Consider the following 13,015-nt stretch of genomic DNA (forward strand, 5'->3'; position numbering starts at 1 on the left):
CCCCCGTGGTCCCCGCGGCAAGTGCCCTGCGCTATAGTCACCCGTCCCCCCGGCGGGCATGCCCTGCACCGCCGCGACCGGCACGCCGCATGATCGGCCTGCCCCACAGGAGTCGTCATGAATGCCCCGAACGAAGCCCAGACGCTAGCCACTGACAGCGCCGGTGCGCACGCAGCCGCTGAAGGCCGCCGCAGCGCGCTGCTGGCCGGCCTGGCGCAGATCCTGCCCGACGCCGCGCTGCTGTGGAAGGCCGAGGACACCGTTCCCTACGAATGCGACGGCCTGGCCGCGTACCGCCAGGTGCCGATGGCCGTGGCCCTGCCCGACACCGAGGAACAGGTCTGCGCGATCCTGCGCCTGTGCCACAAGCTGGGCGTGCCGGTGGTGCCGCGCGGCGCCGGCACCAGCCTGTCGGGCGGCGCGATGCCGATCGCCGAGGGCCTGGTGCTGTCGCTGGCCAAGTTCAAGCGCATCCTGTCGGTCGATCCATATTCGCGCACAGCGGTGGTCCAGCCCGGCGTGCGCAACCTGGCGATCTCCGACGCCGCCGCGCCCCATAACCTGTACTACGCACCGGACCCGTCCTCGCAGATCGCCTGCACCATCGGCGGCAACGTCAGCGAGAACTCCGGCGGCGTGCACTGCCTGAAGTACGGCCTGACCGTGCACAACGTGCTGCGCGTGCGCGCGGTGACGATGGAGGGCGAGGTGGTGGTGTTCGGTTCCGAGGCGCCCGACGCGCCCGGCCTGGACCTGCTGGCCGTAATGATCGGCTCCGAAGGCATGCTGGGCGTGGTCACCGAGGTCACCGTGCGCCTGATCCCCAAGCCGCAGCTGGCGCAGGTCATCATGGCCAGCTTCGATGACGTGGAGAAAGGCGGCAATGCGGTCGCCGACGTGATCGCCGCCGGCATCATCCCGGCCGGGCTGGAGATGATGGACAAGCCCGCCACCGCCGCGGTCGAGGAATTCGTGCGCGCCGGCTACGACCTGGAAGCCGCCGCCATTCTGCTGTGCGAGTCGGATGGCACGCCCGAGGAAGTCGCCGAAGAGATCGAACGCATGAGCGAAGTGCTGCGCGCCTCCGGCGCCACCCGCATCACGGTGTCGCAATCGGAGGCCGAGCGGCTGCGCTTCTGGAGCGGCCGCAAGAACGCCTTCCCCGCCGCCGGCCGGATTTCGCCCGACTACTACTGCATGGACGGCACCATCCCGCGCAAGCATATCGGCACGCTGCTCAAACGCATCGAAGAAATGGAGCGCAAGTACGGCCTGCGCTGCATCAACGTATTCCATGCCGGCGACGGCAACATGCATCCGCTGGTGCTGTTCGATGGTGCGGACCAGGACGAATGGCACCGCGCCGAGCTGTTCGGCGCCGACATCCTGGAAGCCTGCGTGGAGCTGGGCGGCACCGTCACCGGCGAGCACGGCGTGGGCGTGGAGAAGCTCAACTCGATGTGCGTGCAGTTCTCGCCGACCGAGCGCGACGCCTTCTTCGGCGTCAAGGCCGCGTTCGACCCCGCGCGTCTGCTGAACCCCGACAAGGCCATCCCCACGCTGGCGCGCTGTGCCGAGTACGGCAAGATGCACGTGAAGAAGGGCCTGCTGCCGCATCCCGAGCTGCCGCGCTTCTGAGCAACGCCCTGAACCATGCCCGACCCACGCCGACGCCAGCACCAGGAAGCCGTCACCCGCCAAGTGCTGGGCCAGCCCGAGACCGGCTGGCGCCAGCGCTGGTACACCATCATCTTCGAGGCCGATACCCGCGACGGGCGCATCTTCGACGTCGCGCTGCTGATCGCCATCGTCGCCAGCGTGATGGTGGTGATGCTCGACAGCATGGCGGCGGTGAACCAGCGACTGGGCCTGGTGTTCACGGTGCTGGAGTGGACCTTCACGTTGTTCTTCACCGCCGAGTACGTGATGCGCGTCCTGGTGGTGCGCCGTCCGTGGCGCTATGTGTTCAGCTTCTACGGGATCATCGATTTCGTCTCGATCATGCCGACCTGGCTGGCGGTCTTCCTGCCGGAGCTGCATTTCCTGATCGACGTGCGCCTGTTGCGGCTGCTGCGCGTGTTCCGGATCCTGAAGCTGACGGTGTACTTCGAGGAAGCCGAGATCCTGTACCGCGCGCTGGTCAACAGCCGGCGCAAGATCTTCGTGTTCCTCGGTACGGTGTTCATCATCACCGTGATCCTGGGCACGGTGATGTATGTGGTCGAAGGCCCCCAGCATGGCTTCAACAGCATCCCGCTCAGCATGTACTGGGCGGTGGTGACGCTGACCACGACCGGCTTCGGCGACATGGTGCCCAAGACCGCGCTGGGGCAGTTCATCACCTCGCTGACCATCCTGCTGGGCTACGGCATCATCGCCTTCCCCACCGGCATCGTCGGCGCGGAGCTGGCCGCCAGCATCCTGAAGCGGCCGCTGACCACGCGCACCTGCACCCATTGCCTGACCGAGGGCCACGAGCCCAACGCGATGTACTGCAAGCACTGCGGCAACCCGCTGCCCGAATACCAGAACGACAGGCCGGAAGTGCCCGGCGGCCACGACGGCACGCCAGCACGCTGAGCCACGCAACCTCCCCACCGCCAACACATATGCAAGCCACACTCGACGCCTTCCGCGACGCCGTCAGGCAAGCCACCGATACCCGCACCGCGCTGCGGCTGCGCGGCGGCGGCAGCAAGGACTTTTATGGCCAGCCGCCCGAAGGCCAGGTGCTGGACACGCGCGCCTACGCCGGCATCGTCGACTACGACCCGGCCGAGCTGGTGATCACCGCGCGCTGCGGCACGCCGCTGGCCGAGATCGAGGCCGCGCTGGCCGAGAAGCGCCAGACGCTTGCGTTCGAGCCGCCCCACTTCGCGCTGCCCGGCCAGGCCAGCTGCGCGACGCTGGGCGGTGCCGTGGCCGCGGGACTGTCGGGCCCGCGCCGGCAATCGGTGGGCGCGCTGCGCGATTTCGTGCTGGGCGCGCAGTTGATGGACGGACGCGGCGAGGTGATGAACTTCGGCGGCCAGGTGATGAAGAACGTGGCCGGCTATGACGTGTCGCGGCTGCTGGCAGGCTCGCTCGGCACGCTCGGGCTGATCCTTGAGGTCTCGCTGAAGGTGCTGCCGGCACCATTTGACGACGCCACGCTGCGCTTCGAGCTGGCCCAGGCCGAGGCGATCGAGCACCTGAACCAGTGGGGTGGCCAGCCGCTTCCCGTGGCGGCGTCCGCGTGGCATGACGGCTTGCTGCATGTGCGCCTGGCCGGCGCCACCGCTGCGGTGCGCGCCGCGTGCGCGAAGCTGGGCGGCACGCGTGTCGATGGCGCCGAGGCCGCGGCGCTGTGGCAGTCGCTGCGCGAGCAGACGCATCCGTTCTTCGCCCCGGCGCTGGCCGGCCGCGCACTGTGGCGCCTGGCGGTGCCGACCATCGCCGCGCCGCTGGAGCTGCCCGGCACGCAGCTGATCGAATGGGGCGGCGGCCAGCGTTGGTGGCTGCCCGAGGATGGCGCGCACGGCACCGATGCGCAGACCGTGCGAGGGGTGGCGCAGGCCGCCGGCGGCCACGCCACGCTGTTCCGCAACGGCGACAAGTCGGTGGGCGTGTTCACGCCGCTGTCCTCGCCGCTGGTCGCGATCCACCGCCGCCTGAAGGAGACCTTCGACCCGGCCGGCATCTTCAATTCGCAACGCATGTATCCCGGGCTCTGATCCGGCCCACGTTCCCACGCCCAGGCAAACCCTCCCCACACCATGCAAACGACCCTGGCCGATTTTCTCCGCAACACGCCCGAAGGCGAAGAAGCCAAATCCATCGTCGGCAAATGCGTGCATTGCGGCTTCTGCACCGCCACCTGCCCGACCTACCAGTTGCTCGGCGACGAGCTGGACGGGCCGCGCGGGCGCATCTACCTGATGAAGCAGGTGCTCGAAGGCCATGCCATCACCGAAAGCACGCGCCTGCACCTGGACCGCTGCCTGACCTGCCGCAACTGCGAATCGACCTGCCCGTCGGGCGTGCGCTACGGCCGGCTGGTCGATATCGGCCGCAAGCTGGTGGACGACAAGCTGGAGGAAGAAGGCATCCAGCGCCCCGCCAGCCAGCGCATCGCGCGCTGGGCGCTGCGCGAGGGGCTGACGCGCCCGGCGCTGTTCGGCACGGCAATGCGGCTCGGCCAGATGGTGCGCCCGCTGCTGCCGGCCACGCTGCGCAGCAAGGTGCCGGCGCCCAGCCGCACCGCCGCGCCCGGCGCCTGGCCGCGCAACGAGCATGCGCGCAAGATGCTGTTGCTCGACGGTTGCGTGCAGCCGGCGATGTCGCCCAACATCAATGCCGCCACCGCGCGCGTGTTCGACCGTGTCGGCGTACAAATGGTGGTGGCGCGCGAGGCCGGCTGCTGCGGCGCGATCCGCTTCCACACTGGCGACCACGACGGCGGCCTCGACAATATGCGCCGCAATATCGACGCCTGGTGGCCGCATATCGAGGCCGGCGCCGAGGCCATCGTGATGAATGCCTCCGGCTGTGGCGCGATGGTCAAGGACTATGGCCACCTGCTGCGCCTTGATCCCAAATACGCCGAGCGTGCGCGCCGCGTGTCGGCGCTGACGCGCGACCTGTCCGAGATCCTGCCCGACTTTGCGGACGAGCTGCATGAGCTGGCCGGCGCCGTGCCGCGCGACAGCCGACGCGTGGCCTACCACCCGCCGTGCACGCTGCAGCACGGCCAGCAGATCCGCGGCAAGGTCGAGGCGCTCTTGACCGGCCTCGGCGTGGAGGTCAAACTCTGCGCTGACAGCCACCTGTGTTGCGGCTCGGCGGGCACATATTCAGTGCTGCAGCCGGAACTGGCCTACCGCCTGCGCGACGACAAGCTCGCCAAACTGCAGGCCACGCAGCCCGAAGCCATCGTGTCGGCCAATATCGGCTGCATCTCGCACCTGCAGAGCGGCACCGAGACGCCGGTGATGCACTGGATCGAACTGGTCGATCGCATGGTCGGCTAGCGCGGGCCCCGGGGACCGGGGTGATGTGGCTGTCTCCCCTCTCCCATAAATGGGAGAGGGGAGGAACAGCGCAACCCACGACCGCCCCCCATGCTCCAGACCTTTGCCATCCTGCTGGTTTTCCAATCCGTCGGCGAGGTGATCAGCTACGCGCTGCGCCTGCCCGTCCCCGGCCCCGTGCTGGGCATGATCCTGCTGTTCGGCTGGCTAGTCTTCGACGACCGGCTGTTGCCCATCATCCAGGGCACCACCAGCGAACTGCTCAAGCACCTGTCGCTGCTGTTCGTCCCCGCCGGCGTCGGCATCATGGTCCATGCCAACCGCATCGAAGGCGAATGGATGCCGATCCTGGTGGCGCTGGTGGTGTCCACCTGGCTGGCCATCGCAACCACCGCCGTGGTCACACGCATGCTGATGCGCAAGCGCACCGATGCCCCGCACGCCAAGGGGGAGCAGGCATGATGACGCCCCGCCTCAACGAGATCTGGGTCTACCTGGCCGCGAGCCCGCTGGTCGGGTTGACCGCCACGCTGCTGGCCTATGTGTTCGCATTCCGCATCTACGAGAAATCGCGCTTCTCGCCGCTGGCCAATCCGGTGATGATCGCGGTGGCATTGCTGGTCACGGTGCTGACCGTCACCGGCACGCCCTACAAGACCTACTTCGACGGCGCGCAGTTCGTGCACTTCCTGCTCGGGCCCGCCACGGTGGCGCTGGCGGTGCCGCTGTACATGCAGCTGCCCAAGCTGCGCACCCATGTGTTCCCGCTGCTGGTCGGGCTGGTGGCCGGCTCGGTGGTGGCGGTGGTCTCGGCGGTCGGCATCGCCTGGCTGCTGGGCGCATCGCCCGAGACCGTGCGCTCGCTCGCGCCCAAGTCGGTAACGATCCCGATCGCGATGGGCGTGGCCGAGAAGATCGGCGGCCTGCCGTCGCTGACCGCGGTGCTGGTGATGGGCACCGGCATTATCGGTGCGGTCAGCGCCACCGGCTTGCTGAACCTGCTGCGCATCCGCGACTACAGCGTGCGCGGCTTCGCCACCGGCGTGGCGGCGCATGGCATCGGTACCGCGCGCGCCTTCCAGGTCAACCAGGAAGCCGGCGCCTTCGCCGCGCTCGGCATGGGCCTGAACGGCGTTCTGACGGCGATCCTGGTGCCGGTGATGGCGGCCTGGATGCCGCACTGACAAGCTCCTGACAGGACGCTGTCAGCAGGCCCCGCGCATGATTCGAGCTCCCATCCCCCCTTACCAGGAAGCAAGGAGCCCATCATGAGCAACCGCCTGATCAACTGGCTGGAAATCCCCGTGGTCGACATGAACCGTGCCATCGGCTTCTACGAGCAGGTCTTCGATATCCAGCTGCGCCGCGAAACCATGAGCCAGGTCGACATGGCCGTCTTTCCGCACCCGGATCCGGGCGGCGCGCTGGTGGCCGGCGAAGGCTACCGCCCCAGCAACTACTACGGCCCGGTGCCTTACCTGCATGCCCCGCAGCTGGACGCGCTACTGGAGCGCGCCGCGCAGGCCGGCGGCAAGACCGTGTTCGGGCCGCTGCGCCTGCCGGGCGAGATCGGCCGCATCGCCCATATCACGGACAGCGAAGGCAACCGCATCGGGCTGCACGAGCCCGTGGCCGGGTAGCCCTGTGGCCAAGGCTGACCGATGAGCCGCCGCGCCGACCGCCTGTTCCAGATTGTCCAGGTGCTGCGCGGCCGCCGCCTGACCACGGCGGCGCTGCTGGCGCAGCGGCTCGGCGTGTCGGAACGCACTGTCTACCGTGATATCCAGGCGTTGTCGCTGTCAGGCGTGCCGGTCGAAGGCGAGGCCGGCATCGGCTACCGGCTGCGCGCCGACTTTGACGTCCCGCCGCTGATGTTCAGTGCCATGGAAGTGGAAGCGCTGGTGGCCGGCCTGCGGCTGCTGAAGGCCTGGGGCGGCGGCGCGCTGGCCGCCGCGGCCGATCCCGCGCTGGAAAAGCTGATGGCCGCGCTGCCGCCGCCGCGCCGGCTGGCGGCGCAGCAGAGCCGCGTGTTCGCGCCGGAATACGTCAACCAGGCGCAGGTGCGCGAGGCCTTCGACGTGGTACATGGCGCGCTGGGCGAACAGAAGCTGCTGCTACTCGATTACTGCGACGCGCAGCAGCGCATCACCGAGCGCGTGGTGATGCCGCTGGGCCTGTTCTTCTGGGGCAATGCCTGGCTGCTGGCGGCGTGGTGCACCACGCGCGAGGACTACCGCAGCTTCCGGCTCGACCGCTGCCGCGCCATCCGCATGCTGGACGACCATTTCCACGAAACGCCGGACCGCTCGCTCAACGGTTTCCTGCGTGCGGTGCGCGCCAGCGGAGTCTAGTGTAGCGTTCTGTTCTTGATGGAACTTATATGAATTCGGCGTCTCCAATGCCCTACTGCGATACAGCGTGGAGAGAGCGAGTGCGAGTTGCCCCCGAGATCATGTTGACCGACGAGGAGCGAACCAAGTTGACGAGGCTGGTTCGGTCGAAGCTCACGAGCGTGAGGCTGGCGCAGCGCGCGCGCATTGTGCTGCTGGCCGCCAACGGATTGCAGAACAAGGACATCGCCGAGCAGTTGGGAGTCGGACGCGTGCAGGTCTCGCGTTGGCGTGAGCGGTATGCGCAATCGGGGCTGGCCGGTATCGAACGCGACTTGCCGCGCGGTGCGCCGCCGGTGAAGGTGGACACGGCGCGGCTGGTGGAGCTGACCACTCAAACGAAGCCCGTGGCGGCCACGCACTGGAGCACGCGCAAGATGGCCGCCGAGTTGGGCGTGAGCGCCAGCACCGTCATGCGCCATTGGCACGCCCACGGGTTGAAGCCGCACATCGTGCGCGGCTTCAAGGTCTCGCGCGATCCGCGGTTCGTCGAGAAGCTTGAAGACATCGTTGGCCTCTACATGTCGCCACCCGAGCACGCGCTGGTGCTGTGCTGCGATGAGAAGAGCCAGGTGCAGGCGCTGGATCGCACGCAGCCCGGCTTGCCGTTGAAGAAGGGACGTGCGGCCACCATGACGCACGACTACAAGCGCAACGGCACGACCACGCTGTTTGCCGCGCTCAACGTGCTCGATGGCCAGGTCATCGCCCAGTGCCAGCAGCGCCACCGCCATACCGAGTGGCTGAAGTTCCTGCGCAAGATCGACCGCGAGACGCCCAAGGACAAAACGCTGCATCTGATCGCCGACAACTACGCCACCCACAAGCATCCTGCGGTGCAAGACTGGCTGGCCAAGCATCCGCGCATCAACATGCACTTCACGCCCACCTCGGCGTCATGGCTGAACATGGTCGAGCGGTTCTTTCGCGACATCACGACCGAGCGACTTCGCCGCGGCGTATTCACCAGCGTGCCGGAACTGGTCGACGCCATCAACGAGTACATCGCTCACCACAACACCAACCCCAAGCCGTTCATCTGGACCAAGAGCGCTCGCGACATCCTACAGAAGGTCATTCGCGCCAACCGCCGCTTAAGTTCCAAACAGAATGGAACATTGCACTAGCCGGCGTTCACGCGCCGGGGTCGGACAGCAGCTTCTCGATATCGGCGCGCAGTTCTTCCGGCTTGGTGGTCGGCGCGTAGCGCTTGAACACCGTGCCGTCGCGGCGCAGCAGGAACTTGGTGAAGTTCCACTTGATGCCCTGCGTACCGAGTACGCCACGCTTCTCCGTGGTCAGCCACTGGTACAGCGGATGCGCATCGGTGCCGTTCACGTCGATCTTGGCGAACATCGGGAAGCGCACCGCAAAGCGCGATTCGCAGAACTGGCCGATCTGCTGCGCGTCGCCCGGCTCCTGCTTGCCGAACTGGTTGCAGGGGAAACCCAGCACCGCCAGGCCGCGCTCCTTGTATTCGTCATAGACCTTCTGCAGCCCTTCGTACTGCGGGGTGAACCCGCATTCGCTGGCGGTGTTGACGATCAGCATCACCTTGCCCTGGAACTGCGACAGCGGTACCGGCTCGCCGGCCAGCGAGGTGGCTTCAAACTGGTAGACATTGCTCATGGCAGACTCCTTGTGCGTGGCCGAAGCATACCGCCAAGCGCGCCGGCGTGCACTGGTCTGATGGCTCTAGATGACGTTGAGGTGCTCGGTACCGGCACCCAGGTCCGTATCCCGGGCGCGCTTGCTGTGCAGCTTGATCATCAGGCGCAGGTCGTTGAGCGAGTCCGCGTTGCGCAGCGCGTCTTCGTAAGTGATCTTGCCTTCCTCGTGCAGCTCGAAGAGCGCCTGGTCGAACGAGATCATGCCCTGCTCGCGCGATTTCTTGATGACTTCCTTGAGCTCGTGGATCTCGCCCTTGAAGATCAGATCGGCCACCAGCGGCGTGCCGATCATGATTTCCACCGCCGGCACACGGCCCTTGCGGCCGGCGCGCGGCAACAGGCGCTGCGAGACCATCGCCTTCAGGTTCAGCGACAGGTCGATCAGCAACTGCTGGCGCTTTTCCTCGGGGAAGAAGTTGACCACGCGGTCGATCGCCTGGTTGGCGTTGTTGGCGTGCAGCGTGGCCAGGCACAGGTGGCCGGTTTCCGCGTACTGCATCGCGTACTCCATGGTCTCGCGGTCGCGGATTTCGCCGATCAGGATCACATCAGGCGCCTGCCGCAGCGTGTTTTTCAGCGCCACATGCCAGGACTCGGTATCGATGCCGACCTCGCGCTGCGTGACGATGCAGTTCTGGTGCGCATGCACGTACTCGATTGGGTCCTCGATGGTGATGATGTGGCCGTACGAGTGCGCGTTGCGATGGTCCAGCATCGCCGCCAGCGTGGTCGACTTGCCCGAGCCGGTGGCGCCGGTGACGATCACCAGCCCGCGCTTGGACATCACGATCTCATGCAGCGTCGGCGGCAGGTCCAGGTCCGCCACCGAGGGGATGCGCGTGTTGATGGTACGCACCACCATGCCGGCCTTGCCCTGCTGGATAAACGCCGACACGCGGAAACGCCCGGCCTTGGGCGCGGTGATGGCGAAATTGCATTCGCGGCTGGTGTCGAAGTCCTGCACCTGGCGCTCGTTCATCACCGAGCGCACCAGGCCCAGCGCCTGTGTCGGGTTCAGCGGCTGCTGCGACACCGGCGTGATCTTGCCGTCGACCTTGATCGCCGGCGGGAAGTCCGAGGTGATGAACAGGTCCGAGCCGCGGTTGCTGACCATCAGCTCCAGCAGGTCGTTGATGTACTTGGAAGCGGATTCGCGATCGAGCATGGCGGTGTCCTGCGGGAGTGCGGCCGCTGCGCGCGGGCAGCGGCCAGTAGGCATGGCATGGGCCTCAGCCCATGAACGCGTCCGGATTCTTGGCGATGGCGCGCGCGTCGTTGTAGCTGATGACGCTGCGCTTGATCAGGTCCGACAGGCACTGGTCCAGCGTCTGCATGCCCAGCCCGCTGCTGGTCTGCATCATCGAGTACATCTGCGCGATCTTGTTCTCGCGGATCAAGTGGCGGATCGCGGGCGTGGCGATCATGATCTCGTGCGCGGCGGTACGGCCGTTGCCATCGCGGGTCTTCAGCAGCGTCTGCGAGATCACCGCCTCCAGCGATTCCGACAGCATGGTGCGCACCATGTCCTTTTCTTCCGGCGGGAACACATCGACCACACGGTCGATGGTCTTGGCCGCGGAGCTGGTGTGCAGCGTGCCGAAGACCAGGTGGCCGGTCTCGGCCGCGGTCAGCGCCAGGCGGATGGTCTCCAGGTCGCGCAGTTCGCCCACCAGGATCACGTCCGGGTCTTCACGCAGTGCCGAGCGCAGCGCGTTGGCAAAGGAATGCGTGTGCGGGCCCAGCTCGCGCTGGTTGATCAGGCTCTTCTTTGAGTTGTGGACGAATTCGATCGGGTCTTCCACCGTCAGGATGTGACCCATGTCGTTATCATTGCGATGGTCGACCATCGCCGCCAGCGTGGTGGACTTGCCCGAGCCGGTCGGCCCGGTCACCAGCACCAGCCCGCGCGGCTTCATGCACAGGTCGCCGAACACCGCCGGTGCGCGCAGCTCCTCGAGCGTCAGGACCTTGGAGGGAATCGTACGGAACACCGCGGCGGCGCCGCGCTGCGTGTTGTAGGCGTTGACCCGGAAGCGCGACAGGCCGGCGATCTCGAACGAGAAGTCGATCTCGAGCCGTTCTTCGTAGATCTTGCGCTGGGTGTCGCTCATGATGTCGTACACCATGGCGTGGACATCCTTGTGCGCCATCGATGCGACGTTGATCCGGCGCATATCGCCGTGGATCCGCACCATCGGCGGCATGTCCGACGAGAGATGAAGATCGGACGCCTTGTTCTTGACGGCGAAAGCCAATAGCTGCGCGATGTCCATCTATAATGACCCCACCCTGAATAGTTATCAGTACTTTGTCGTACTTCTTTTGTATGTTCGCCGGATTATGTCTGTAATTGCCGCCAACTTGCAAGCCGTGCACCAGCGCATCGCGGCGGCCGCACAACAGGCCGGCAGACAGCCTCAGGATATCGCCCTGCTGGCCGTTTCCAAGACCGTTTCCCCCGACCGTATCCGGGCCGCCTTCGAGGCCGGCCAGCCTGCCTTTGGCGAGAATTACGTCCAGGAAGGCGTGGACAAGGTCGCCGCGCTGGCCGACCTGCGCAGCCGGTTGCAATGGCATTTCATTGGCCCGCTGCAAAGCAACAAGACCCGGCTGGTGGCGGAGTATTTCGATTGGGTGCACGCCATCGACCGGCTCAAGATCGCCGAGCGGCTGTCGGCGCAGCGCCCGGCCGGGATGGCGCCGCTGCAGGTCTGCATCCAGGTCAATATCAGCGGCGAAGCCAGCAAGAGCGGCGTCGCGCCGGCCGAGGTGCCGGCGCTGGCGCGCGCCGTCGCCGCCCTGCCCGGCCTGCGGCTGCGCGGGCTGATGGCAATCCCGGAGCCCGAGGACGATCCCGCCGCCCAGCGCCGCCCGTTTGCCGCCATGCGCGTGCTGCTGGGTACGCTGCGTGAAGACGGGCTGGACGTCGACACCTTGTCGATGGGCATGTCGGGCGACATGGAGGCCGCCATCGCCGAGGGCGCCACCCTGGTGCGGATCGGCACGGCCATTTTCGGCGCACGCGCCTGACCCGCTCCCAAACCAAGACACTACTGAGACAACCATGCTCGACACCCTCACCTTCGGCTTTCTTGGCGGCGGCAATATGGCCACCGCACTGATCGGCGGCCTGATCGCCCGCGGCGTGCCTGCTACCTCGATTCGCGTGGTCGATCCCTTCCCGGAGGCGCAGCAGCGGCTGGTGCGCGACCTCGGCGTGCATGCGTCCGGCGCGCCGGACGCCGCCTTCGGCGACAGCGATGTGCTGGTGCTGGCGGTCAAGCCGCAGCAGTTCCGCGATGCCGCGGCGCAGCTGCTGCCGCACCTGCCGGCCGGCGGCAAGGGCAATCTGGTGATCAGCGTGGCTGCCGGGATCCGGCTGCAGGACATGCAGCGCTGGCTGGGCGGGCGCACCCGCCTGGTGCGGGCGATGCCGAATACGCCGGCGTTGGCGGGGATGGGGATGACGGGGCTGGCGGGGCCGGCTGGGTTGTCGTCGGAGGATCGCGACATTGCCAGCGCGGTGGCGCAGGCGGTCGGCAAATGCGTATGGGTGGAGAGCGACGACCAGATCGACGCGGTCACTGCGATTTCCGGAAGCGGTCCGGCTTATGTCTTCTACTTTGTCGAGGCGATGGAGCGTGCTGCGACCGAGCTCGGCCTGACTGCACAGCAAGGCCGCGAGCTGGCGGTGGAAACCTTCCGCGGCGCCGCGGCGCTGGCCGGGCAGTCGCCGGAACCGGTGTCGACGCTGCGCGAGCGTGTCACGTCCAAGGGCGGTACGACCTATGCGGCGGTGACGGCGATGGAGGCGGCAGGAATCGGTGATGCCTTCGTGCTCGCTATGCATGCGGCGGCGGCGCGGGGTAAGGAGATGGGGGCTGAGTTCGGGAAGGATTGAGGGGCGGGTACGGGGCCTGGGGCTCGTTGCTCGACGGGTCTCGCG

At 67.1% G+C, this 13,015-nt stretch carries 14 protein-coding genes; 11 read left to right on the plus strand and 3 right to left on the minus strand.

Going from position 1 to position 13,015, the window contains the following annotated elements:
• The first annotated feature begins 117 nt into the window (after nt 1-117).
• The 9 genes from AC10V3_RS17230 (at nt 118) to AC10V3_RS17270 (ending at nt 8,526) form a co-directional block, all read left to right on the plus strand.
• Nucleotides 118-1,638 (plus strand): FAD-linked oxidase C-terminal domain-containing protein, encoded by a 1,521-nt coding sequence (locus AC10V3_RS17230; protein ID WP_349606315.1) that lies wholly within the window; start codon nt 118-120, stop codon nt 1,636-1,638.
• 15 nt (nt 1,639-1,653) lie between these two features.
• Entirely contained in the window at nt 1,654-2,580 is a 927-nt protein-coding gene (locus tag AC10V3_RS17235) for an ion transporter (protein WP_490922662.1), read from the plus strand.
• A gap of 29 nt (nt 2,581-2,609) precedes the next feature.
• Nucleotides 2,610-3,713, plus strand: a complete 1,104-nt coding sequence (gene glcE, locus AC10V3_RS17240; protein ID WP_022536520.1) for a glycolate oxidase subunit GlcE — start codon at nt 2,610-2,612, stop codon at nt 3,711-3,713.
• Nucleotides 3,714-3,755: 42 nt separating this feature from the next.
• Entirely contained in the window at nt 3,756-5,009 is a 1,254-nt protein-coding gene (glcF, locus tag AC10V3_RS17245) for a glycolate oxidase subunit GlcF (protein WP_022536521.1), read from the plus strand.
• 90 nt (nt 5,010-5,099) lie between these two features.
• Complete coding sequence (locus tag AC10V3_RS17250; RefSeq protein ID WP_022536522.1) at nt 5,100-5,471, plus strand: CidA/LrgA family protein; 372 nt, start codon at nt 5,100-5,102, stop codon at nt 5,469-5,471.
• Nucleotides 5,468-6,193, plus strand: coding sequence for an LrgB family protein (locus AC10V3_RS17255; protein WP_349606316.1), 726 nt, complete (start codon nt 5,468-5,470; stop codon nt 6,191-6,193). Before AC10V3_RS17250 ends, AC10V3_RS17255 begins: the two co-directional genes overlap by 4 nt.
• An 84-nt stretch (nt 6,194-6,277) precedes the next feature.
• Nucleotides 6,278-6,649, plus strand: coding sequence for a VOC family protein (locus AC10V3_RS17260; protein WP_022536524.1), 372 nt, complete (start codon nt 6,278-6,280; stop codon nt 6,647-6,649).
• Between the two features lie 21 nt (nt 6,650-6,670).
• Nucleotides 6,671-7,360, plus strand: a complete 690-nt coding sequence (locus AC10V3_RS17265) for a helix-turn-helix transcriptional regulator (RefSeq protein ID WP_022536525.1) — start codon at nt 6,671-6,673, stop codon at nt 7,358-7,360.
• Nucleotides 7,361-7,440: 80 nt separating this feature from the next.
• Nucleotides 7,441-8,526, plus strand: coding sequence for an IS630 family transposase (locus AC10V3_RS17270; RefSeq protein WP_041681043.1), 1,086 nt, complete (start codon nt 7,441-7,443; stop codon nt 8,524-8,526).
• Between the two features lie 7 nt (nt 8,527-8,533).
• Here AC10V3_RS17270 and AC10V3_RS17275 read toward each other — a convergent pair whose 3' ends face one another.
• The 3 genes from AC10V3_RS17275 to AC10V3_RS17285 form a co-directional block, all read right to left on the minus strand.
• Nucleotides 8,534-9,028, minus strand: a complete 495-nt coding sequence (locus AC10V3_RS17275) for a glutathione peroxidase (RefSeq protein WP_022536526.1) — start codon at nt 9,026-9,028, stop codon at nt 8,534-8,536.
• Between the two features lie 66 nt (nt 9,029-9,094).
• Complete coding sequence (locus tag AC10V3_RS17280; protein WP_022536527.1) at nt 9,095-10,234, minus strand: PilT/PilU family type 4a pilus ATPase; 1,140 nt, start codon at nt 10,232-10,234, stop codon at nt 9,095-9,097.
• 64 nt (nt 10,235-10,298) lie between these two features.
• Nucleotides 10,299-11,342 (minus strand): type IV pilus twitching motility protein PilT, encoded by a 1,044-nt coding sequence (locus AC10V3_RS17285; RefSeq protein ID WP_022536528.1) that lies wholly within the window; start codon nt 11,340-11,342, stop codon nt 10,299-10,301.
• Between the two features lie 67 nt (nt 11,343-11,409).
• Between AC10V3_RS17285 and AC10V3_RS17290 the strand changes: the two genes are divergently transcribed.
• Together AC10V3_RS17290 and proC are read left to right on the plus strand one after the other, a co-directional pair.
• Nucleotides 11,410-12,099, plus strand: coding sequence for a YggS family pyridoxal phosphate-dependent enzyme (locus AC10V3_RS17290; protein WP_022536529.1), 690 nt, complete (start codon nt 11,410-11,412; stop codon nt 12,097-12,099).
• 34 nt (nt 12,100-12,133) lie between these two features.
• Nucleotides 12,134-12,970, plus strand: a complete 837-nt coding sequence (gene proC / locus AC10V3_RS17295) for a pyrroline-5-carboxylate reductase (protein WP_022536530.1) — start codon at nt 12,134-12,136, stop codon at nt 12,968-12,970.
• Nucleotides 12,971-13,015 lie beyond the last annotated feature (45 nt).

Source organism: Cupriavidus sp. PB-02 (assembly GCF_058252315.1).

What these genes read in the sequence shown, in the direction of transcription:
- AC10V3_RS17230 (WP_349606315.1), top strand. Translation starts at nt 118, where the DNA reads ATGAATGCCCCGAACGAAGCCCAGACGCTAGCCACTGACAGCGCCGGT.
- AC10V3_RS17235 (WP_490922662.1), top strand. Translation starts at nt 1,654, where the DNA reads ATGCCCGACCCACGCCGACGCCAGCACCAGGAAGCCGTCACCCGCCAA.
- glcE (WP_022536520.1), top strand. Translation starts at nt 2,610, where the DNA reads ATGCAAGCCACACTCGACGCCTTCCGCGACGCCGTCAGGCAAGCCACC.
- glcF (WP_022536521.1), top strand. Translation starts at nt 3,756, where the DNA reads ATGCAAACGACCCTGGCCGATTTTCTCCGCAACACGCCCGAAGGCGAA.
- AC10V3_RS17250 (WP_022536522.1), top strand. Translation starts at nt 5,100, where the DNA reads ATGCTCCAGACCTTTGCCATCCTGCTGGTTTTCCAATCCGTCGGCGAG.
- AC10V3_RS17255 (WP_349606316.1), top strand. Translation starts at nt 5,468, where the DNA reads ATGATGACGCCCCGCCTCAACGAGATCTGGGTCTACCTGGCCGCGAGC.
- AC10V3_RS17260 (WP_022536524.1), top strand. Translation starts at nt 6,278, where the DNA reads ATGAGCAACCGCCTGATCAACTGGCTGGAAATCCCCGTGGTCGACATG.
- AC10V3_RS17265 (WP_022536525.1), top strand. Translation starts at nt 6,671, where the DNA reads ATGAGCCGCCGCGCCGACCGCCTGTTCCAGATTGTCCAGGTGCTGCGC.
- AC10V3_RS17275 (WP_022536526.1), bottom strand. Translation starts at nt 9,028, where the DNA reads ATGAGCAATGTCTACCAGTTTGAAGCCACCTCGCTGGCCGGCGAGCCG.
- AC10V3_RS17280 (WP_022536527.1), bottom strand. Translation starts at nt 10,234, where the DNA reads ATGCTCGATCGCGAATCCGCTTCCAAGTACATCAACGACCTGCTGGAG.
- AC10V3_RS17285 (WP_022536528.1), bottom strand. Translation starts at nt 11,342, where the DNA reads ATGGACATCGCGCAGCTATTGGCTTTCGCCGTCAAGAACAAGGCGTCC.
- AC10V3_RS17290 (WP_022536529.1), top strand. Translation starts at nt 11,410, where the DNA reads ATGTCTGTAATTGCCGCCAACTTGCAAGCCGTGCACCAGCGCATCGCG.
- proC (WP_022536530.1), top strand. Translation starts at nt 12,134, where the DNA reads ATGCTCGACACCCTCACCTTCGGCTTTCTTGGCGGCGGCAATATGGCC.